At 56.4% G+C, this 22,239-nt stretch carries 17 protein-coding genes; 12 read left to right on the top strand and 5 right to left on the bottom strand.

What is annotated here, in order from left to right; translation table 11 throughout:
- The first annotated feature begins 437 nt into the window (after nucleotides 1–437).
- Genes KYE_RS04625 through KYE_RS04605 form a run of 5 tightly spaced genes read left to right on the top strand, consistent with a single transcriptional unit; the run spans nucleotide 438 to nucleotide 7,248 of the window.
- A complete protein-coding gene (locus KYE_RS04625) occupies nucleotides 438–902 on the top strand; it encodes a type II secretion system protein (RefSeq protein ID WP_008170908.1) in 465 nt (154 codons plus the stop codon).
- Nucleotides 899–1,390: a prepilin-type N-terminal cleavage/methylation domain-containing protein gene (locus KYE_RS04620; protein ID WP_008170905.1), complete on the top strand. Its 492-nt coding sequence runs from the start codon at nucleotides 899–901 to the stop codon at nucleotides 1,388–1,390. Before KYE_RS04625 ends, KYE_RS04620 begins: the two co-directional genes overlap by 4 nt.
- Nucleotides 1,390–2,166, top strand: coding sequence for a prepilin-type N-terminal cleavage/methylation domain-containing protein (locus KYE_RS04615; RefSeq protein ID WP_008170903.1), 777 nt, complete (start codon nucleotides 1,390–1,392; stop codon nucleotides 2,164–2,166). The genes KYE_RS04620 and KYE_RS04615 overlap by 1 nt, the downstream gene beginning before the upstream one ends.
- Entirely contained in the window at nucleotides 2,156–2,569 is a 414-nt protein-coding gene (locus KYE_RS04610; protein ID WP_008170901.1) for a hypothetical protein, read from the top strand. The genes KYE_RS04615 and KYE_RS04610 overlap by 11 nt, the downstream gene beginning before the upstream one ends.
- Entirely contained in the window at nucleotides 2,566–7,248 is a 4,683-nt protein-coding gene (locus KYE_RS04605) for a DUF6701 domain-containing protein (RefSeq protein WP_008170899.1), read from the top strand. The genes KYE_RS04610 and KYE_RS04605 overlap by 4 nt, the downstream gene beginning before the upstream one ends.
- A gap of 61 nt (nucleotides 7,249–7,309) precedes the next feature.
- On the opposite strand, the gene ntrC is transcribed toward KYE_RS04605, so the two are convergent.
- From ntrC to glnA, 4 genes are all read right to left on the bottom strand, one after another.
- Nucleotides 7,310–8,737: a nitrogen regulation protein NR(I) gene (gene ntrC / locus KYE_RS04600; protein WP_008170898.1), complete on the bottom strand. Its 1,428-nt coding sequence runs from the start codon at nucleotides 8,735–8,737 to the stop codon at nucleotides 7,310–7,312.
- Nucleotides 8,734–9,828 carry a nitrogen regulation protein NR(II) gene (gene glnL, locus KYE_RS04595; protein WP_008170897.1) on the bottom strand — a complete coding sequence of 365 codons (1,095 nt, stop codon included), beginning with the start codon at nucleotides 9,826–9,828 and terminating at the stop codon, nucleotides 8,734–8,736. The genes ntrC and glnL overlap by 4 nt, the downstream gene beginning before the upstream one ends.
- Nucleotides 9,829–10,082: 254 nt before the next feature.
- Nucleotides 10,083–10,607, bottom strand: a complete 525-nt coding sequence (locus tag KYE_RS04590; protein ID WP_008170896.1) for a DUF4124 domain-containing protein — start codon at nucleotides 10,605–10,607, stop codon at nucleotides 10,083–10,085.
- Nucleotides 10,608–10,780: 173 nt separating this feature from the next.
- Entirely contained in the window at nucleotides 10,781–12,184 is a 1,404-nt protein-coding gene (glnA, locus tag KYE_RS04585; RefSeq protein WP_008170895.1) for a glutamate--ammonia ligase, read from the bottom strand.
- A gap of 560 nt (nucleotides 12,185–12,744) precedes the next feature.
- On the opposite strand from glnA, the gene typA reads away from it, so the two are divergent.
- The 6 genes from typA (at nucleotide 12,745) to KYE_RS04560 (ending at nucleotide 18,043) form a co-directional block, all read left to right on the top strand.
- Entirely contained in the window at nucleotides 12,745–14,556 is a 1,812-nt protein-coding gene (typA, locus tag KYE_RS04580; RefSeq protein ID WP_008170894.1) for a translational GTPase TypA, read from the top strand.
- A gap of 112 nt (nucleotides 14,557–14,668) precedes the next feature.
- Nucleotides 14,669–15,631, top strand: coding sequence for a prolyl aminopeptidase (gene pip / locus KYE_RS04575; protein WP_008170892.1), 963 nt, complete (start codon nucleotides 14,669–14,671; stop codon nucleotides 15,629–15,631).
- Nucleotides 15,632–15,723: 92 nt separating this feature from the next.
- The gene (gene dtd, locus KYE_RS04570) at nucleotides 15,724–16,170 is read left to right on the top strand and encodes a D-aminoacyl-tRNA deacylase (RefSeq protein WP_039881843.1); all 447 of its coding nucleotides are present in this window, start codon (nucleotides 15,724–15,726) and stop codon (nucleotides 16,168–16,170) included.
- A gap of 498 nt (nucleotides 16,171–16,668) precedes the next feature.
- A complete protein-coding gene (locus KYE_RS22125; RefSeq protein WP_008170889.1) occupies nucleotides 16,669–16,791 on the top strand; it encodes a hypothetical protein in 123 nt (40 codons plus the stop codon).
- A gap of 25 nt (nucleotides 16,792–16,816) precedes the next feature.
- On the top strand, nucleotides 16,817–17,086 hold the full coding sequence (locus KYE_RS21840; RefSeq protein WP_008170887.1) for a hypothetical protein: 270 nt from the start codon (nucleotides 16,817–16,819) through the stop codon (nucleotides 17,084–17,086).
- A gap of 93 nt (nucleotides 17,087–17,179) precedes the next feature.
- A complete protein-coding gene (locus KYE_RS04560) occupies nucleotides 17,180–18,043 on the top strand; it encodes a CYTH domain-containing protein (RefSeq protein ID WP_008170885.1) in 864 nt (287 codons plus the stop codon).
- Here the strand turns inward: KYE_RS04560 and KYE_RS04555 are convergent.
- The gene (locus KYE_RS04555) at nucleotides 18,037–19,188 is read right to left on the bottom strand and encodes a potassium channel family protein (RefSeq protein ID WP_008170884.1); all 1,152 of its coding nucleotides are present in this window, start codon (nucleotides 19,186–19,188) and stop codon (nucleotides 18,037–18,039) included. The two genes, KYE_RS04560 and KYE_RS04555, sit on opposite strands and share 7 nt — an antisense overlap.
- 80 nt (nucleotides 19,189–19,268) lie before the next feature.
- Here KYE_RS04555 and glnE point away from each other — a divergent pair, with 80 nt between their 5' ends.
- On the top strand, nucleotides 19,269–22,175 hold the full coding sequence (gene glnE, locus KYE_RS04550) for a bifunctional [glutamate--ammonia ligase]-adenylyl-L-tyrosine phosphorylase/[glutamate--ammonia-ligase] adenylyltransferase (protein ID WP_008170882.1): 2,907 nt from the start codon (nucleotides 19,269–19,271) through the stop codon (nucleotides 22,173–22,175).
- The last annotated feature ends 64 nt before the right edge of the window (nucleotides 22,176–22,239 follow it).

Here is a 22,239-nt window from a genome sequence, read left to right as displayed (position 1 = left end):
GCATTCAAGCCGCATCCGGTGCCGTGAAATCAGCCTCAGCAATCGCACATTCCGCTTGGTTAGCAGCAGGTAGCACACCGAGTGCGGCTGTGACCTTGGAATCGACAGCAATAGCAATGTCGGCTGCTGGCTACCCTCTTGCGGACGGTGATGGACTCGCGGCAAGTTCGCTCTCAACCAATGGAATTGTGACGGCAGCTCAGCTATCGGAGGCAGACTACACGATGGCAGCTGCCTCTGGAGTTCTGACAGTCACCCTAGGTGAGTGCTCCTTTACTTACACCGAGTCGACAGGTGCGGTATCTGATATAACTGATTCTGACACTTCAACAACTGCTTGCTGAGTTCAGGTTTGCATTACTCGACTATGCCTGATCAGTGCGGCGTGGTCAGGCCGACACTATGTAATTGGGTAAAAATTGGGAGGCTGGAGGGGCATGAGAATAAATGATGCCCCCATGTCATCGGGCTTCACCCTCGTAGAGCTGGTAACGGTCATCATCCTGATCGGAGTCCTTTCCGCTCTGGGCATAGGCCTGTTCGCCAGCCGCTCGGCCTTCTCCCCCCTGCTGGCCACCCAGCAACTTGCCTCCGCCACGCTGCTTGCCCAGCAGGCAGCGCTGGCGGGGAATCCTGCCAACACGCTCACAATCGAGCGCGATTCAAATGTTTTCCGGTTTGTGGTTGGTAGTGGCACCGGTAACGAGCGGACTTTTGAGGTCGCCCACGAGGGTGCCACTTTGGCTGTTGCCGGCAACACTCTTCCATTGACGGTGACATTCAATACTAAAGGCGCACCTTCTGCTGGCAATAACATGCAGTTCTCGTTTTCCGGTGAAAGCACTTTTCAAACCTGCCTGAGCTCTTTGGGCGCCGTCTACGCCGGAAGTTGCCAGTCATGAGAGCACGTCATGGTGGCGCAACACTTGTGGAGCTGGTGATCACGATCGTGATCATTGGTGTTGCCATAGCCGGAGTGGTGGGGGCTTTCTCCCTGATCGCAGGCCGCAGCGCCGATCCGTTGAACCAGACCCGCGCCGTGGCGCTTGCGCAGCTCTATATGGATGAAATTCTCAGCCGAAAGTACGATGACAACACGCCCGTCGGGGGCGTTCCGAAGCAATCCGGCTGTACAATCAACACGGAGGAAGCTAGTCGGGCTGACTATGATGATGTCGACGATTACAACGCCATCGCCGACGCTGCGCCCGAAAATGCCGAAGGCACCCCACTGGCAGCGGATTACTCTGGCTTCCGGGTTTCAATCACCGTGGAGTGTGCAGGTGGGGAAGTGGGTCTGGCTCCGGCGGACGCCAAGCGAGTCGACCTGACAATCACCGATCCGGGTGGTCAGGGCTACAGTTTTTCCGTCTACAGGGCGAATTTCTGATGCACCAGCGAGCCGGTTTTACCCTGATCGAGTTGCTGATGGTCATTGTATTGCTTGGCATTGTTGCCACGGTGTCGGTCCGGTTTGTGAGCCTTTCAACTCAGGGTGCGCTGGATGTCAGCGCCCGCCAGCTCCGAGCCTTTCAGGGAGTGGTTGTATCAGAGCAAATCACCCGTGAGCTGAGGGAGGCGTTCGCTCTGTCGGTTCGGACTTCAGGTGATTGCATTGAGTGGTTGCCTCTGGAGGCGGGTACCAACTACGTCAGGCTTACCCGAGGCCCGGCATTTGACCAGATTGATGTCGCCGCCTTTGCGAACCTTCCCTCAGTGGGAACTACCCGCGCCGTGGTTTACGGGTATGGGACAACTACCGCCGATCTTTATAATGGCACCAATCCCGGTCCCGTCTCTCCTTTGATTTCGTCAATTGACAACACAGGGTCGCCAGCGAGCATCGAGCTCTCCTCTGGCCATCGGTTTACCTCCACATCACCCGCGCGCCGTTTGTTCGTGGTGGGTCAGCCCGTCAGTTTGTGTCGGAGTGGTCGCTTTCTTTATCGGTATAACGATTATTCGCCCAGCTCCACCCAGCCTTCACCGCCAACGGGGGACAGAGAGGTGTTGGCCGCCAATCTGGCCGGGAATGTGGATTTCCGGTATTTGCCGGCAACTCTCCAGCGGGCGGCGGTTGTTCAATTCGCTTTCACTTTGACCAGCGAGGATGGTTCGGAGGCAACGACTGTCAGCCAGGAGGTGCAAATCCGAAATGTACCCTGAACGAGGCATCAAACAGCAAATAGGGGCGGGGCTTCCGGTAGCGCTGTTCATCATCACGGTATTAGCACTCATTGTTACCAGCATGGCGCAACAGCAGGAGAGCTCGGGCGCTTCGGTCAGCCAGCAGATTCTCTCCCAGAGGGCCTTTTATGCAGCGGAGAGTGGTGCGCAGGTTGCCGTGGCGGAAGCGCTGTCAGGAAGCAGTTGTGGCTCTGTTTCTTCTTCGATCACTTTTTCCAACGGCGGCCTCTCAAACTGCTCCGCAGGTATAACCTGTACTTCGGTGCAAGCCGATATAGACGGTAGTCCGGCACCCGAAACCGTGTTTACGTTGCTCAGCAATGGTCAGTGTGGCAGCGGGCCTGAAGTTGCGTCCCGAACGATTGAGGTAAGAGTGCGATGAGGCAGTTCACGGCGCTGATAAGGTCTATCCTGGTTGTGATTCTGCTGGCCCCGTGCCTGGCCCATGCCTGGAAGATGGAAGCTGGCACTTTGGATCTCCCGGCCACATCGGGTGAAAATGAGCTGTTCTCTTTCAGCTTCAAGCAAACCTATGCCTCCCCGCCCATCGTTGTGGCCTTGCCAACGGATGATGGCCCTAACGCTTCCGCTTTACGGATCAGAAACGTCACTTCAACGGGGTTTGAGATAGCGCAGGTAGAGCCTTTCTCCGAGGATGGCCCGCACACCAATATGACGGTAAGTTACGTGGCCGTCGAGCCTGGCGTGCACCAATTGCCCGATGGCACTCGCATTGAAGCTGGTCTGCTAAGCACCCGGGAGAGCGGATCCGGGAGCAACAACAAGGATTTCGTCCAGTTTGGCGGTAACTCACAACAAGGGCAGAAAAACTGGGGAAGCTTCAACTTTTCTACCAGTTTTTCAACTACGCCCGTGGTCATTGGTGACGTTCAGACGATGACCAACGAAACGAATGCGGGTGTTCCGGATGAAGTTTCGCAACCTTGGTTTACAACAGTGTTCGATGCAGTGACATCGTCAGGGTTCAATTACGCTTTGGAGTTAAGTGAGGCTTTTGACGGCTCCGGTGGGAACAAATTCTACGACCTGGACAACGTCGAACAAATCGGGTTCATTGCCATTTCGCCTGCGACGGCCAGTTTCAGAGCGATTGGAAATATAAACGTTTTGTTCGAGTCCCAGAGTATTTTTAACGGTCCGCGTGGGTGGGATGACGGTTGCAGCAATTTCGTGTTCAACAACTCCTATGGTTCGGCGCCCATCGCGGTCGCCAGCAAAACCAGCCGGCTGGAGGAAGACGGCGGCTGGCTTCGGCAATGCCAGATTTCCAACTCCAGCATCGGATTGCTTATCGACGAGGACACCGCCCAGGACTCCGAGCGCAATCATGTCGTTGAGAGTGTCGGGCTGGTCGCTTTCTCTGAGCCTTTTGCCTACGACTCCGAGGTCCGGCCGCCTGAGCCTGAACCCCTGATGATGGAATCCCGCTCAGTGACTGTGAACCCTGGTGCCGTTACCCGGATTTCTTTCCAGCAGGTTTATCCGTCACCCCCGGCAGTGTTTGTTCTGAGCGACGACAATAATCCGGAACCATCAGCAGTTCGCATTCGCCAGATCAGTGAGGACGGCTTCGATGTCGTGCCGTTGGAGCCGCCCACACGCTACAGTGATGTAGGCGATCAGAACACGACGGTGCATTATCTTGCGGTGACCTATGGAGAACATACGTTTCCGGATGGAACGAGGCTTGAGGTTGGCCAGGTTCCGCTTCAATCGGAACAGGGGCGGTTTATTTCGGGTTCGGACTGGTCGCGCCTGAACTTTCTCACCGGATTTGGTGGAACACCGGTTTTCATCAGCAACATTCAAACCCTGGAGAACGAAACGTCGTCTCCCGGTGAACGATCGGTTCCCTGGTTGACGATGGCGCACGATCGCCTGGGAGCTTCGGGAATAGATCTTGCTATTGAGCGAGCTGAGACAACCTCGGGTTCTGTTGTGCGACCAGAGACGATCGCATATCTGGCAATTGAACCGGGCGTCATCGGTAGTTTTGTCGATAACGACGGTAGAACAGTTCTGTCTGAGGCCCAAATTACCCCGGACAACATTTCTGGAACGAACAGCTGTGACAGCGCACCCTTTTTGCAATCGTACCCCTCTCCGCCCCGCGTTGTCGGTTCTCAGTTGACCCGCGATGGTGGCGACGGTGGTTGGCTGCGCCGCTGCTCGGTATCCAACGATGCCGTTGAGCTGAAGATCGAGGAGGACTGGGCGAATGATCGGGATCTGAGCCACACCACCGAGCAAGCAGGGTTTCTGGCATTTTCCGGTGATTTTGTTGTCGACTTCTCTCTGCGCGCAGTCTATGGCCTCGAGGGGCCTCGGTGGCAAGGTGATCCCGGGGAGGTTGTCGAGCTTCGTGGAACGGGGTTGGACGGGCGAGCCGTCAATGGAGCGACGGCGGAACCAGCCAAAGTCTGCTATGGCGCCACCCTGTCGAGCGGCTCGTTCATAGACATCCCCCATGATGATGACTTGTCCGGCACCGATGAGCTTACCGTCATGGCCTGGATAAATGTCGATGCTTTCCCAACTGGCGGTGGCATCAAAACCATCGTGTCGAAAGACGAAAACTATGAGTACCACGTTGACAGCAACCGCGAGATTTACTGGTGGTGGACGAACGAATCCGGTGTTTCGCGATCCTTTACCTCGGGCTATCAACTGCCATTGAACACCTGGGTCCACACAGCCATCACCTACTCGAAACGAGATGGGGTACAGCGCATCGTTATTGACGGTGTGGAACGGGCGAGGCAGTCGTTTGCAGGTGAGTCGTTGCTCCTGAATGCTGATCCATTTCAGATAGGCGCCGATCAGGGGTTTGGCGGCCGAGAGTTTGAAGGCCAGATCGATGAGGTGCGCCTATACGCCCGAGCGCTATCCGATGCGGCCATTCTTCGCGAAGCGAATCGCAGTCGTCCCTGTGCCCAGGTTCTCGATCATTTCCGCATAACTGTGCCTGCGACCGCCAGCGTTTGTGCGCCCGTCGATGTCAGAATTCAGGCAGAGGATGCCGGCGACAACGTGCTCACGGGTTATCAAGGTACCATGCGGATCACGACAAGTGCCGGCCATGGCAACTGGCAGAAGGTTGCAGCGTCGGGCCCCCTGTCGCCGAGTCCAGATGTCGATGATGGTCAGGCCTTATACGAGTTCGTTGCTGCAGACAACGGGGAAATCACTCTGGGACTGGAAAATACCCGCGCCGATCGACTGACCATCCGTGCCGAGGACATAACCGGTGGGCAGTTCGGGGTTTCCAATGTGGTCGAATTTCGTGAGAACGCGCTGGTCATCGGTCTGGCTGATAGCCTGGGTAATGATGTCATTGCCGGGCGACCACACGGCTTGCAGGCCGAGGTATTGAGGCGAGATCCCTCCAGTGGTGAGTGTGGTCGTGTTGAAGCCTATGATGGTGCAGTGGATCTCAGGGCCTGGCTGAATCGGGAAACAGACGATCCAGCTGGCTCTGCGCCCGGGCTTGATGCCGGTGCGGGGAGTATATCGTTGCCCTCGTCACGACCAGCGACTTCCAATCTGACAGTTGACTTTGACCGTGGCCTTGCAAACCTGGGGCTCATTGCTACCGATGTTGGTCACTATGCACTGGAGCTGGAAGACTCCGAATCCGGTCTCATTTTGGACGAGAATGACAATCCCATCGCCATCGCAGGTACCGGACCGGAATTAACGGCCAGGCCCTTTGCTTTTGCAGTGACCGTAGCCGGCAACCCGGCGACTGATGCACCCAGTGGAACTGCCTTCAGGGCGGCGGGGCGACCATTCGACGTGTCGGTTAGGGCCGTGCAGTACGACAGTGCTGACGATGCAGACGCAGACGGTCAACCGGATGGTCATGGGGATGCTGATGCCTCCAATAACACCGATCTCACTGATAACGCATCCGTGGACAGCTTTGACGCGGCCGTTAGTGTCGCCGGTTATCTGATTGCGGGGCCCGCAGGCGCGGCTGATCCGGGACTCGCAGGCTTGAGTGGATTAAGCGGCTTCAGCTCTGGATCGGCGTCCGGTTCAGCGGCCTTTAACGAGGTTGGTGCGATAGAGGTCGCGACTGGAATCAACGGCGCTTTCCTCGGGCGCGCTGTTACGGTGGTCGGGGATTCAGGGCCAGTCGGCAGGTTCCATCCGGAGAGGTTCTCTCTCGATAGCCAGATGGACGGAGTGCTTGATGCCATGTGCAATGGTTTCAATTACACCGGTCAAAGCTTCGGATACGGTCTTTCGCCAGAGTTTATCTTTTCGGCAAGAGCATACAGTGTGAGTGGTGTCGGGCCTGTCACGCGAAACTATCGGGACAGTTGGCAGAAGCTGACGGTCGCGGATATTGGGCGGACTGATCCTGCCGCAGACGCGGATGAAATTGGCGCGCAGGGCACTGCCCCTGGTGTGACAACTGTTGCCGGAACACCAACGCTTATAGGGAATGGCGATGGCACGCTGGTTTATCAGGCGGGCGCAGATACCTTTACCTATGATCGCAATGCAAATTCCCTGATTGGCCCGTTTGATGCCAGACTCGAGACTGCATTCACGAATATTTCCGATTCAGACGGGGTATCAATGCCGACGGCGGAGTTGCCGACGTTGTCTTCTTCTGGCGCTTCAATTCGTTATGGTCGAATGGTTTTAGAGAACGCTTATGGCCCTGAAACCCTCGATCTGACGATGCCGTTTGAAGTCCAGATCTGGAACGGGACTGATTTTGAGCTGCACAGTGATGAAATTTGCTGGGCTTACAATACCGCTGATGCGGTGATAACGGACATGCCTCCGAACACCTCCGTGGATGCCAACTCAGGGACAATCAATAGCGGTCGGCCTGCCGCTGGAGCGCCGATCCGTCTCACTGCGCCGGGAGAAGGTAACACCGGTAATGTTCAGGTTGAATATCCCGTGCCTCTATATTGGCAGTCTGACTTCGACGGCGACGGTGTTGAGGAAAATCCGCAAGCAACCGCGACATTCGGCGTCTATCGGGGCCACGACAGAGTGATCTACTGGCAGGAACGATAAAAAAGGGCAGGACCTGAGTCCTGCCCCAAAACATCAACGAACCCCGGCGGCTCGCCAATCGTCAGTCGTCTTCGTGTTCCGGATGATCCATCCCCAGTTCGTTGATCTTCCGGGTCAGCGTATTCCGTCCCCAGCCCAGCAGTATTGACGCATCACGGCGTCTGCCGCCGGTGTGCTTCAGGGCAGTCTCGATCATTATTTTCTCGAACTCGGGCACGGCCGTATCGAGAATGCCTTTCTTGCCCCGCTTGAGTTCTTGCTCGGCCCAGTTTTTCAGGCCCTCTTGCCAGGTTGTGCCGGTGGTTGGAGCCTCTGCCTGGTGCAGCAATTCCGGGGGCAGGTCATCGATATGGATCTCGCGACCGCTGGCCATGACGGTCAGCCAGCGGCAGGTGTTCTCCAACTGGCGGACGTTGCCCGGCCAGGGCAGGGTGGTCAGGTATTCTTCCGCTTCTTCACGCAGGATCTTCGGCTCTACGGCCAGCTCTTTTGCGGCCCGTTTCAGGAAGTGCTGCATCAGGCGGGGGATGTCTTCCCTCCGCTCGGCCAGCTTGGGCAGATGCACGCGAATAACGTTCAGGCGGTGGAAGAGGTCTTCACGGAAGGTGCCCGCCTGGACCAGCTTTTCCAGATCCTGGTGCGTTGCCGCGATGATGCGCACATCCACCTTTATCGGGGTGGTGCCACCTACGCGGTAGAACTCGCCATCGGCCAGAACCCGCAATAGTCGGGTCTGGGTGTCCGCGGGCATGTCGCCGATTTCATCGAGGAAAAGGGTGCCGCCGTTGGCCTGTTCAAAACGACCCTGGCGGGCGGCGCCGGCACCGGTAAAGGCACCTTTTTCGTGGCCAAACAGTTCGGATTCAATCAGGTCCTTTGGAATAGCGGCCATGTTCAGGGCAATGAACGGGTGGTTGGCCCTGGGGCTGTGGTTATGCAGTGCCTGAGCCACCAGCTCCTTGCCTGTGCCGCTCTCGCCGTTGATCAGCACGGTAATATTGGAGTGGGACAGCCTGCCAATGGCGCGGAAAACTTCCTGCATGGCCGGTGCTTCACCAATAATTTCGGCGTTTCGCTGGGCCATCTCGGCCTGAGGCTCACCACTGGCCCGCTTCTCGTGGCTATGGGCCACAGCGCGTTTGACCAGCGCCACGGCGTCATCCACATCGAAGGGCTTGGGAAGGTATTCAAACGCGCCGGTCTGGTAGCTGGTCACCGCGCTCTCGAGGTCCGAGTGGGCGGTCATTATGATCACGGGCACGTCCGGGTGAACGTCCACAATCTGGGAAAGCAGGGTGATGCCGTCAACGCCGGGCATGCGGATATCGCTGACGATGGCATCCGGCTGTTCGTGCTCCAGCCGCATCATGATGCTTTCACCACTGTCAAAAACTCGGGGCTGCATACCGGCCTGGTTAAGGGCGCGCTCCAGCACCCAGCGAATACTGCGGTCGTCGTCTATGATCCAGACGTTCGCCGGTTGGCTCATGGGGTGTCCTCCAGAGGCAGGAAGATGATGAAGTCGGTTCGGCCTGGTTCGCTTTCGCATTCAACCAGTCCGCGGTGTTGACCGATGATGCTCTGGGTGATGGAAAGCCCCAGACCGGTGCCACTGGCACGGCCACTGATCATCGGATAGAAAATGTTCTGCACCAGCTCCGGCGGAATTCCGGGTCCGTTGTCGATCACGTCGACCCGACACACCAGTTTGTGGCGGCGGTTGCCAATGGTGAACTGACGCAGGGTGCGGGTGCGGAAGGTAATAGTCGGCGGTTCCTCGGAACTATGCCCCGCCTGGTTTTCGAAGGCCGCTTCCATTGCGTTCCGGGCGATGTTTAGAAACGCCTGGATCAGTTGTTCCTTGTCACCCTTGAACTCCGGAATGCTGGGGTCGTAATCCCGTTTGAAATTCAGTCGCCCTTTGCTCTCAGCCTCGAGCAGTGTGCCAACTCTTTCCAGTATTTCATGGATGTTGGTCGGCGCCAGCTTCAGTGCCTTGTTGGGGCCCAGCATCCGGTCAACAAGGCTTCTGAGGCGGTCTGCCTCGTCAATGATGACCCGAGTGTATTCCCGCTGGTCTTCACTGCTGAGTTCACGATCAAGCAGCTGGGCCGCGCCACGGATGCCGCCCAGCGGATTCTTGATCTCGTGGGCCATGCCCCGCACCAGGATACGGGTGGTCTCCTGCTGGGAGATGATGTCTTCCTCACGGCTGATCCGCATCAGCCTGTCCCTGGGCTGGATTTCGATCAGCAATTCCGTCGGCTCCAGGCTGATAGGCGTTACGGAATAATCCACCGTAAGCCGTGAACCGCTCGTGAGCAGAAACTCAGCTTCTCTGCGAGTGTAGGATTGCCCGTTCCGAACGGCGGCGAAAAGGGTTTTCAGGGCGTCTTCGGATTCGACCAGAATATCCTGGAAAGGTTGGCCCTGGCTGCGGGTCATGCTGGTTTCGAACAGGCTTTCTGCGGCCGGGTTGAGGTACTGGATAGCCAGGCTATCCTCGAGCACCAGAACAGCCGTGGTAAGGCTGTCGAGAATGCTCTTGTATCCCGTTTGATGGGCCGAGGGCAGTGCCATGCGTGAATCCCGTTGGTTCGACATAAAGTGACTTCCGGAGTTTTGCAAAAAGCGAACCACTTTGAGCCAGGTTCACAAATGAGTGGGCAAAGTGCGGGCAGAGGGGCCTATTGGCGCTGAAAAGTGCCGTAAGCTGGTGCAAATCGGGAGCATGCCTCTGAACAGCCCGGTATATTCGCCCCGTTGCTGATCAGAGTATGGCTTTTTTCTGGTGCGCGCGCACCACAATAGTGCGCGCAGCCAGGGTGGCAGGGTCAGTTCAAAGCGGAAGGGCGGTGAACAGTAAATGTGATCGGAGAGCCGGTTTTCACCTGAACCCCGTTTTCATCCACGATGTGTGCGCGAGCTTCATGGGTTCCACGGAACACGTTGTTGACGGTAATCGAGCCGGAGGAGCTCTGACCGACAGGCTGGCCGTCGAGGGTCACCTCGTATTTGTGGCCTGGCTGCAGGCCAGGGGTGCTGCGAACTTCGAACTGAACATCGCCGCTGCCACTGTGGAACGCCTGGTTGTTATCCGGATAGGCGAAAGAAACGCTTTCGTAGGCAGCGCCTTCCCGCTGAACTTCTTCCCGGAGCTTGTCGGTTTCCTGGACCACCTCTGGCTTCGGCAGGGTGATTGTGGTGACCGGCTTGACCTCTACCGTTTCAGAGCCTTCGCTGGGCTCGTCAGAGTAGGTCACGTTGCCGTAGGAATCGACATTGCGGTAAACCTCGGCAAAGACAGGAGTTACCAGAAAAAACAAAAGGCCGGCACACAATCCAGACTTTGGATTCATAAGCTCACCTGTTATTGGGTTTCCCCGATTATCGGTGGCGCCCGGGGTCTTTTCAACGTCTGCAGCCCCGGATGTTGGTTACATATCGTTAAGGGCTGCAGGCACTGTGCTTTTGCTCAAAAAAAGCCCCGCACGAGGGCGGGGCTTGTCTGCTTTCTCTCTAAAGAGAGATATTAGCAGGAGTAGTACAGATCGAACTCGACCGGGTGAGTGGTCATGTTCAGCTTCTCGACTTCACCGCGCTTCAGATCCACGTAGCCCGCGATCATGTCCTCGGTGAATACGCCGCCACGGGTCAGGAACTCGTGGTCCGCTTCCAGGCAGTCCAGGGCTTCAGACAGGGTTTCGGCAACCTTCGGAATGCTCAGCGCCTCTTCCTTCGGCAGGTCGTACAGATCCTTGTCCATGGCATCGCCAGGGTGGATCTTGTTCTGGATGCCGTCCAGGCCGGCCATCATCAGCGCCGCGAACGCCAGGTACGGGTTGGCCGCCGGGTCAGGGAAGCGAACTTCGATACGACGCGCCTTCGGGCTGTTCACGTACGGGATCCGGATAGAGGCTGAGCGGTTACGAGCAGAGTAGGCCAGCATAACCGGCGCTTCGAAGCCCGGAACCAGACGCTTGTATGAGTTGGTGGAGCTGTTGGTGAAGGCGTTGATGGCCTTGGCGTGCTTGATAACACCACCAATGTAGTACAGAGCGGCTTCGCTCAGGCCAGCGTAGCTGTCACCGGCGAACAGGTTCTTGCCGTCTTTGCTCAGGGACATGTGAACATGCATGCCGGAACCGTTGTCGCCGACAACCGGCTTGGGCATGAAGGTGGCAGTCTTGCCATAGGCATGGGCAACGTTGTGCACGCAGTACTTGAGGATCTGAACTTCGTCAGCCTTTTTGGTCAGCGTGTTGGCGCCAACACCGATTTCACACTGGCCGGCGGTGCCGACTTCGTGGTGGTGTACTTCGATGTCCAGGCCCATGGATTCCATGGCGGCACACATGGCGCCACGCAGGTCGTGCAGGCTATCAACCGGGGGAACCGGGAAGTAGCCGCCTTTTACGCCCGGGCGGTGACCGATGTTGTTGCGGTCGAAATCTTCGCCGGAAACCCAGGCAGCTTCTTCAGAGTGGATGTGGTACATCGCGCCCTGCATGTCTACGTTCCACTTTACGGAGTCAAACACGAAGAATTCCGGCTCCGGGCCGAACAGCGCGCCGTCGGCGATGCCGGTGGACTTGAGGTATTCTTCTGCACGACGGGCGACAGAGCGCGGATCACGCTCGTAACCCTGCATGGTAGAGGGCTCTACGATGTTGCAGGTGATGTTCACGGTGGTTTCTTCGGTGAACGGATCGAGTACAGAGGTCTCGTCGTCCGGCATCAGGATCATGTCGGATTCGTTGATGCCTTTCCAGCCCGCAATAGAGGAGCCGTCAAACATTTTGCCGTCTGCGAAAAAGTCTTCATCTACTTCGGTGGCAGGCAGTGTTACGTGCTGCTCTTTACCGCGGCTGTCAGTGAAGCGCAGGTCAACCCATTTGACTTCGTGTTCTTTGATCAAATCAACTGTCTTGGACATTGTGCATGCTCCGTAAGTTATACCGCACAGGCGGCTGTATTCATGTTCGTGGCGCCGGATCGCCCGGGCTAACGGGTTCCGATCTGTTTCTCAGGTTCGCGCAGCTTAGCAAATGCTGTTGCGTCTTACCTGTAAATTTCGGCTGATTTCGATAAAGCAAGGCGCTTGCCAATTTTTAGGGCATGCTCCAGAACAGCGCAACTGCAAGGGTTTGGGGCATATTGGAACGAGAATGCTCGCCCTGTGGCGAAAACCTGCACTCAAATGGTGCGCCTTGTTGGTGCGTTTATTGGATTTTTGCCCTGATCAGGTGCATCCGTTCCGAATATAGAATAGGCGTTTTTCTTCATATTAACGACACCGACTTTTCGCTATACTGCGCGCCGCTTCATTTTTTACCCTGTCATTTCTTGATCGTGGATCGGAAAGCACCATGCAGGGTGCCGGGCAGCCAGCTCCGGTGAATGAGTTCATTTTACGGATTTGAGACGGCATGTGCTGGGATTCTCCCTGCGATAGACCTTCTCAGGTCATTGAGTGCATGCCGCAGGAATATTTTTGTGATTGAAAAACTTCGTAATATCGCCATCATCGCCCACGTTGACCATGGTAAGACTACCCTCGTAGACCAGCTCTTGCGCCAATCCGGCACCCTGGATCGGAAGGAGCTCGATAGCGAGCGGGTCATGGATTCCAACGATCAGGAAAAAGAACGGGGCATTACCATTCTGGCCAAGAACACGGCCCTGAAATGGAACGACTACGATATCAATATTGTGGACACCCCGGGCCACGCTGATTTCGGCGGTGAGGTTGAGCGAGTCATGAGCATGGTCGATTGCGTGCTGCTGGTGGTTGATTCCATTGACGGCCCCATGCCTCAGACCCGGTTTGTTACCCAGAAGGCATTTGCCGCGGGCCTGCGCCCGATCGTCGTGGTTAACAAGATTGACCGTCCCGGCGCTCGTCCAGACTGGGTCGTGGACCAGGTATTCGACCTGTTTGACAACCTGGGAGCCACTGATGAGCAGCTGGACTTCCCGATTGTGTTTGCCAGCGCTCTGAACGGCATTGCCGGGATGGATCACGAAAACCTGGATGACAACATGGATGCCGTGTTCCAGGCGATTGTTGACCACGTGCCGGCGCCGAACGTGGATCCGGATGGCCCGTTCCAGATGCAGATCTCCCAGCTGGACTACAACAGCTTCCTCGGTGTGATCGGTATTGGTCGTATCATGCGCGGTAAGGTCAAGACCAATTCGCCGGTAACCGCCATTGGCGCCAACGGCAAGAAGCGTAACGGCCGTATCCTCAAGATCATGGGACATTCCGGTCTTCAGCGTGTTGAAGTCGAAGAAGCTCAGGCTGGCGACATCGTCTGTGTCAGTGGCATGGACGAGCTGTTTATCTCTGACACTCTTTGTGATCAGGCCAACGTTGAAGCTCTGCCGGCACTGACGGTGGATGAGCCGACCGTGTCCATGACCTTCCAGGTCAACGATTCGCCTTTTGCCGGCAAGGAAGGCAAGTACGTCACCAGCCGGAACATCAAGGAGCGCCTTGAAAAGGAGCTGCTGCACAATGTGGCGCTGCGTGTTGAAGAGGGCGACTCCGCGGACAAGTTCAAGGTATCCGGTCGTGGCGAGTTGCATCTGTCTGTACTGATTGAAAACATGCGTCGCGAGAACTTTGAGCTGGCTGTTGGCCGTCCGGAAGTTGTTATCCGCGAAGTTGACGGCGTGAAGCAGGAGCCTTACGAGAACGTCATTGTTGATATCGAGGAGCAGCATCAGGGCGCCGTCATGGAGCAAATGGGGCTGCGTAAGGGCGACCTGACCAACATGGTTCCGGATGGCAAGGGCCGGATGCGTTTGGACTACACCATTCCAGCCCGGGGCCTGATTGGTTTCCGGAACACCTTCCTTACCATGACTTCAGGTACTGGCATTCTGACTTCGACTTTCAGCCACTACGGCCCGATCAAAGTTGGCGATGTAACCAGTCGCCAGAACGGTGTCATCGTGTCCATGGCTACGGGTACCGCTTTTACCTACTCTCTGGAAACTCTTCAGAGCCGTGGCAAGCTGTTCCTGGATCCGGGGCAGGAAATCTATGAAGGGCAGTTGTGTGGTATTCACAGCCGGGACAACGACCTTGTGGTCAACCCCACCAAGGCCAAAAAGCTGGACAACATGCGCGCCTCTGGCAAGGATGAAGTCATTGGTCTCGTGCCGCCGATCAAGTTCACCCTCGAGCAGGCGCTTGAGTTTATTGATGACGACGAGCTGGTTGAGGTAACCCCGAAGTCCATCCGGCTGCGCAAGAAGCTTCTGACCGAAAACGAGCGCAAGCGCGCCAACAAGAAGTAACCGCCCGGCTCTTATCGAGCATGGGTAACAAGGGCTGGATGAATCTTTCATCTGGCCCTTTTTTTATGGTGTTAAGCTAAACTCCGGTTAAATCCTTCACGCGGAGCGTTTCATGCTCACCCTCTACCCGGAAATCAAGCCCAATGCCCAGCATCGCATAGCCGTTGATCCTCCCCATGAACTCTACGTTGAGGAAAGCGGGAACCCGGACGGGATACCTGTCCTGGTGGTCCACGGCGGCCCCGGTGGCGGCTGTGAAGACTACCATCGGCGCTTTTTCGACGCTGAGAGATTCCGGATCATTCTGATGGATCAGCGCGGCGCCGGGCGGTCCAGCCCCCTGGCAGAGCTCGAAGGCAACAGCACGGACAAGCTGGTTGAAGACATGGAAGTGGTACGTTCGTTTCTCGGTATCGACAAGTGGCTTCTATTTGGTGGCAGTTGGGGGGCGACTCTCAGCCTGGTATACGCCGAGGCCCATCCGGAAAGGGTGTCGGGACTGGTTCTTCGTGGGATTTTTCTCTGTCGGCCGCGGGATATTCACTGGTTTTATCAGGAGGGGGCGAGCCGGGTGTTCCCGGATTACTGGTCTGACTTCGAGGCGCAGATTCCGGAAGCCGACCGGGCTGACATGGTTTCGGCCTACTATCGCAAGCTGACCAGTTCCAACGAGCTGGAGCAGATCCAGGCGGCCAAGGCCTGGTCGGTCTGGGAGGGCAGGTGTGCGACGCTGCACCCGAACCCGAGGGTCGTTGAGCACTTTGGCCATCCTCATGTGGCCATCGCCCTGGCCCGCATTGAATGCCACTATTTCATGAATTCGGCCTTTCTCGAGCCGGACCAGATCATTCGCGATGCAGGCCGCCTGGCGGACATTCCCGGAATAATCGTCCACGGCAGATACGATATGGTCTGCCCTCTGGAGAATGCGCTGGCACTCAGCAAGGCCTGGCCGGAAGCGGAATTCCAGATCATTCGCGACGCCGGCCACTCGGCTTCCGAGCCGGCGATTGTTGATGCCCTCATTCGCGGTGTTGAGTCCGTTGTCGCGAAAACTGAAAAAAGTGCTGGCTGAATCCCGTTTTCAGGCTTGCGGCCCGTAATGGCCACGGATACACTCTTGCCCGATCTTAATGTTCGCCTGTTCAAACGTCCTCAAGGCAGTGAATGAAAGGATTGATCCAGCGAGTGTCGCAAGCCAGTGTTACCGTGGACGGTGAGCAGATAGCCTCGATCGACACAGGCCTTTTGCTGTTGCTGGGTGTGGAAAAGGGAGATAGCGAGCACGAGGCAAGGGAGCTTTGCCGAAAAATCCTCACTTATCGTGTGTTTCCCGATGAGACTGGCCGGATGAATCGTAGCCTGCTGGATATCGGTGGTTCCCTTCTTGTTGTTTCCCAGTTTACTTTGGCGGCGGATACGTCCTCCGGAACCAGGCCGGGCTTCTCTCTTGCAGCGGGGCCGGATGCCGCCAACACGCTGTATGAACGGTTTGTGGTAGAAGCACGTTCCGGTTTGGGGCCGGAAAAGGTGGGTGAGGGCAGATTTGGCGCAGATATGAAGGTCGGGTTGGTGAATGACGGGCCCGTCACGTTCATGCTCGAGACTCGATAACAGAGTGTATAAGTATTTGCGCTATTGTAGTGCGCGGGTGGTCATGCCGGCCTTTAATGGTGCGGAAATGTCCTCGGAGTCGTTGCGATCCAAGGGTTTTTTCAGTCTAAGTTTTGTTGATAAGGGGTTTGTTAAAATCTGGCCTCGGATTTGATATGCAACTGTAACGCAGCTCACGAGCACAAAATTGCATAAATGATTGCGTTTCTGGTGCCAAAAGAGCTAAAAACGCACTGCAGTTAATTTGCAAAATGAGAATGATTGTATTAAAGCATTTTCATCATCCAGAACTTTAAGAAAGTTCGATAAGTGATTGAGCTGTATAGATCTGGAATCTGCAAGATTTATTCGAAAAAGAAGAAAAGTTACTCCTTTGTCATAAAACTGACATAGGGTGATGCAGAATCGGCCTCATCCAGCCTGACTGGTGAAGCCTTACAAAATCGGGATAAGAACCCGTCGCTAAAACCTGAGTTAACTCAAAAAGGAAGGCGCAACATGAAAAAAACGCTCCTCGCATCTGCTATCGCAGTCGCAACGTTCTCTGGCTCCGCGCTGGCCCAGGAAACCATGTCTGCTTCCGAGCTGGCAGCCAAAATGGATTCCATGCCGACCGTGTAAGGTAACATCCAGTACGTTCTGTACCATGACAGCGTCAAAGGCGGAAGCTCTGAAGTTGAGCACGCTGACAACGGTTCCACCATCGGTGTTTAGCACGACCACGAATTCGCCCCTGGCTGACGACGCCAACGACACTGAAACTTCTACCGTAACCTTCCAGGCTCTGCACAACCTGTCTGACCACATGTATGTGTACTTCGAAGGCTACCTCGGTGGCGGTGACGACGGTGTATACGGCGTTGCTGACGAAAGCGAGCGTTCTATCGCTTCCGTTGGTGGTGTTTACTACTTCTGATCAGCCAATCGGCTAATCCTGTAGTATGAAAACCGGCGACCTCAGGGTCGCCGGTTTTTTGCGTTTATGAATCCCGAAAAATAAGGCATTGGCATGGCAACCGAACTGGAAATCAAGCTCAGTGTTTCTGAGGCCGCACAGGCACAGGCTTTAAAGTGGCTTTCCTCACTTCCTGAAGTCCGAGCTGGAAAAACCAAATCCCTGATCAATCACTATTTCGACACGCCCAATGCCGATCTGAATCGAGCCAAAGCTGCGCTGAGGGTTCGCAAAGCAGGTGATGACTATATCCAGACCCTGAAAACCCGGGGCGAATTCGTTGATGGCGCCCACCGACGCGAGGAGTGGGAGTGGCCTGTATCCAGTCCTGAACTGGCTTTGTCGTTACTGGAAGACACACCGCTGAATGCCGGGTTGGACCTCAGCCGGCTCCAGATTGTGTTTGAAACCAACTTTCAGCGCCAGGTGCTCTGGCTGGAAGAAGGGCAGACTTCCATTGAGATAGCAGTCGATTCCGGCACTGTGGCCGGCAATGATGCCAGGTGGCCGCTCCACGAGGTGGAGTTTGAGCTCAAGAGTGGGGACGACAGCAAGCTGGTGGCTTGGGCGCTCGAGCTGGCCAGGGAAGTGCCGGTTTTCCTGAATCTGGTCAGTAAGGCCGAGCAGGGCTATTTTCTGGCGGGCCTGTATCACCCGGAGCCGGCGCGTAAAAGCGAGGCGCTTTCCATTACCGAATTCCTTCAGGCCTTGAGTGTCTGTTGGTTGCTGGATCAGCCGTTTCCTGCACAGGAATACGACCTGTCGCGCGTCGCAAATGCGGCTGGCGCCGCAGGGTGCGGTGAACTCTGGGAGTGTGTGATGTCTGATCTGGCCACGGGCGCTGCAATTCGTGATCTCGCTGAAGGCTCCACGACGTTGGGTGTCCTCCAGTTACAGCTTGCCACTGCCGGTCAGTAATCGCCGGTTTCCTGATCCGCGGAATGGGCGCGCCACTGCTTCAGGAATGCCCGGTACCGCTCCAGTGCTTCCTGCACCACAGAGACCTCCGGTGTTTCAGAAGATTTAACCAGTACTATCAGCCCCTTGCCTTCGATTTCTTCGTTGGTTGGCGGATGACAGATAACCTCGTCATCTTCATCAATGTAGGCGAGAGCGGTGCCAATGCCATGGCGTACCAGAGCGCTTACGATGTCGGCCCAATTCAGGTCGTCCAGCTGCAAGTCATAACGATGAGGGTGGTCATGCTCGTAGTTGAACATATCTTCCAGCACTTTCTCGGAACCGGGTGCAACCACAGAACGAACCATAATCTCCGGGTATGTTCTCACTGGGCGGAGCACAATGCGCACTCCGAGGGATTTGAAGCGCCCACGGTTCTGGTCGTTTACACACTCGACAATGGTGCGATGGCCCAGATTGATTTCTGTGAGGCGGTGGGCAATATCGAACGTCAGGCTGTCTGAAAATGGGTCCGCTTCGTCTGCGGCCAGCACAATGATATGCCTCGCGCTGCCTGCATGGACGGCCTTCAGCGCCTCTGGATCAAAGCCTGCTCCGTGGTGATGCACCACCCCGATGTCCGAGAGCTCGGTGGGTAGCCCCATTGGAAACTTCCGGGTCAGAATCATGATTGGAATGGTTTCGTACCCTGGAATCTCCCGAATCTGGGAAGCAAATCTCATAAAATACTGGTCGCCGCCGTGCTGGGGCGTGTTAATGATGATGATGTGGTTATTCATTTTATAGATCCACCTTCCCGACAAAATACGTTCCCGGCGGTAGAACCGGTATTCGATATAGTCGCTGACGATCAGTGTCAGCAGCGTAATTGAGGAGATAAACATCAGCACAATGGTGCTGAACCGCCCGATCATCGTCTGGGGTGCGTAATCGCCATAGCCGACCGTTACCAGCGTGGTCATGGTCAGCCAGGCGGCTTCGAATAGTTCCAGGTCCTCGACCGCCCAGATGATCAGGACCTGCACCAATAGCAGTGTTCCCAGGATCGCAAAGAGGCGCTTCATCCGGCTCCGAATCATCCCGCCCATGGGCAGGTGAGTTTGCTGATGCTCCGGATTCAGTGGGCGGCGGTTTCGTTGCATCCGTGTCTGCGGCCTGTTCAGTTGCGGGTAAGTTCGTTATACAGTACCCGAAATATAACAGAGAGACAGGGGTTTGCATTATGTCCGAGCCATGGCACAGCCTTCCGAAACCGCTGGCGGATGATGTCGCCGGGTGCTGGGAATCAGTGTTCCCGGAAGGGGTTCCGGCCTGGTTGACCTCACCGGAGGGTATGGATGACACCTTAGTGGCTACGGCGATCTCCCGCAGTTTGTTCCTTCGCCAGACTCTGGAACGCCATGCCGATCAGGTAGAGGCATTGATGGCCTCTCGTTCGTTGTCTGAGCCAACCACTCCGGATTATCTGGAAAGTCGATGGCAAGAGTATCTCTCTGAAGTTGATGGTGAGCCTGGCCTGCACTCGGCCCTCAGACAATTCCGCATGGAGACCCAGTTCCGGATTATATGGCGGGATCTGATGCGATGGGCAGACCTGGCTGAGACCATGTCGGCGACGAGTGTATTTGCCGATATCTGTATTGATGGAGCGCTCAGCTGGCTATACCAGGACGCCTGCGAGCAATACGGTACGCCTCGAGGGGCTGACCCGGTAACCGGCCAGGAAACCGACCAGAAAATGGTGGTTCTGGGTATGGGTAAGCTGGGTGGTCGGGAGCTGAACGTCTCCTCGGACATTGATCTTATCTTTGCCTTTCCGAGCAAGGGGGAAACCGTTGGCGGGCGGCGCTCACTGGATAATCAGCAGTTCTTCGTTCGCCTTGGCCAGCGGCTGATCCAGGCTCTGGACCAGATTACGGCAGATGGTTTTGTGTTCCGGGTGGACATGCGTCTCCGGCCTTATGGCCAGAGTGGCGCGCTGGCGCTGAGTTTTGCTGCTCTGGAAACCTACTATCAGGACCAGGGGCGGGATTGGGAGCGGTACGCCATGGTCAAGGCCCGGGTGGTGGCGGGCGATCAAAGGGCGGGTCAGGTGCTCATGGAGACGCTGCGCCCCTTCGTGTACCGCAAGTACATCGATTTCAGCGCGTTCGAGTCCCTGCGTAGCATGAAGGCCATGATTGGCCGGGAGGTGCGCAGAAAGGGGCTCGAAAACAATATCAAGCTGGGTAGCGGCGGTATCCGAGAGATCGAGTTTGTGGTTCAGGCATTCCAGCTCATTCGCGGTGGCCGGGACAGGGAGCTTCAGCAGCGGGAGCTGCTGGTCATCCTGAAAGAGCTGGAAGAGCTCGAGCTGTTGCCGTCGCCGGTGGTTGGTGAGCTTCGCGACGCCTATGTGTTTCTCAGAAACCTGGAGCATGCGCTCCAGGGTATGGAAGACAAGCAAACCCAGTTGCTGCCGGAAGATGAGCTGTCCCGGGCACGGGTCGCCACAATTATGGATTTCGAGAACTGGCAGGCGTGCGAACAGTGCCTCAGAGAACACCGGGAGCGGGTCGCCACGCATTTTTCCAACATTATTACCACGGAAGATGACGAAGATGAGGGGCAGGGGGCCCTCGAAGAAGGGTGGTTCGAGCTCTGGCTTTCCGAAATGGAAGAGGCGGCCGCCGCCGACTGGCTCAAATCACGGGGCTATGAAGACCCCGGTGCTACGTTGGCGGAGCTGGCTGAACTTCGTGAAAACAGGACTGTTCAGAATCTACAGACCCAGGGGCGCCGGCGACTCAATCAGTTCATGCCCATGCTGCTTGAGGCGCTCACCCAGGTTGATAACCCGTCCGAGACCCTGTCCAGGGTGTTGCAGCTGGTGGAAGCCATACTGCGTCGCACGGCCTACATGGTGTTGCTGCTGGAAAATCCGGGCGCCTGTACCCAACTGGTGCGGTTGTGCAGTGAGAGCCCCTGGATTGCCAGGCAGCTGGCGGAAACACCGCTCCTGCTGGATGAGCTGTTGAACGCCGAGAGCCTGTACAGCCCACCCGCGAAAGCAGAATTGCAGGATGATTTGCGCCAGCAGATGCTTCGGATTCCGTTTGAGGATCTGGAAGAGCAGATGGAGTCACTGCGGCATTTCAAGAAAGCCCATATCCTGCGGGTTGCGGCGTCCGAACTGAAAGGCACATTACCGTTGATGAAGGTCAGTGACTACCTCACCTGGATCGCCGAGGTTGTTCTGGATCATGTGGTGGACGTAGCCTTCGCCAACCTGGTCAGCCGCCACGGCTATCCGCGCCGGGAAGATGGCTCCGCCTGTGAAACCGATTTTGCCATCATTGGCTATGGCAAGCTGGGCGGGATCGAACTGGGCTATACCTCCGATCTTGACCTGGTGTTTGTGCACAAAGCTGATCCGGAGCTGGCCACCGACGGTGAAAAGCCCATCGACAATGCGGTTTTTTACACGCGGCTTGGGCAAAGGATCGTCCACATCCTCAACACCCAGACGCCCTCGGGGCAGCTTTATGAGGTTGATATGCGCTTGAGGCCGTCCGGTAACTCCGGGCTGCTGGTCAGTACTCTGCAGGCCTTCGAAAAATATCAGCGCGAGGACGCCTGGACCTGGGAGCATCAGGCGCTTGCCCGGGCCCGGGGTGTTGCCGGATGCACGGAGACCCTTGAAGCTTTTGAATCCATACGCCACGAGATCCTTTGTCAGCCCCGTGACCGTGAGAAACTCCGGAACGAAGTGGTCGAAATGCGGGAGAAGATGCGGGCCAGTCTGGCCACGCCGGAAAGCCGGCAGGACGAGGTGTTTCATATCAAGCATGATACCGGCGGCATCGTTGATATCGAGTTTATCGTCCAGTACCTGATGCTGGCGTGGTCCGCTGAGCACCCGGAGCTGACCCAGTGGTCCGATAACATTCGCCAGATGGAGGAGCTGGGGCGCGCCGGGGTGATGGCTGTGGAAGATGCCGAAAAACTCAGGGAAACCTTCATCGCCCTTCGCTCCACCATCCACCGACGGGCGCTCCAGAACCTCAATAGCCAGGTCGATGGCGATGCCTTCACAGAGGAGCGTGACTACATCCGTGCCATGTGGAAAAAAGTGATGATTGAGGCCTGAGGCAAATTCAATTCCGGCAGATTTTCCTGCTAGAATGCCGGTTCCCTCGAAAAACGCTTTTTTA

It is taken from the genome of Marinobacter manganoxydans MnI7-9, from assembly GCF_000235625.1.
Classification (GTDB): Bacteria; Pseudomonadota; Gammaproteobacteria; order Pseudomonadales; family Oleiphilaceae; genus Marinobacter; species Marinobacter manganoxydans.
The sequence above is the reverse complement of the archived record's forward strand: the minus strand, read 5'-3'. Positions and strand labels throughout refer to the sequence as shown.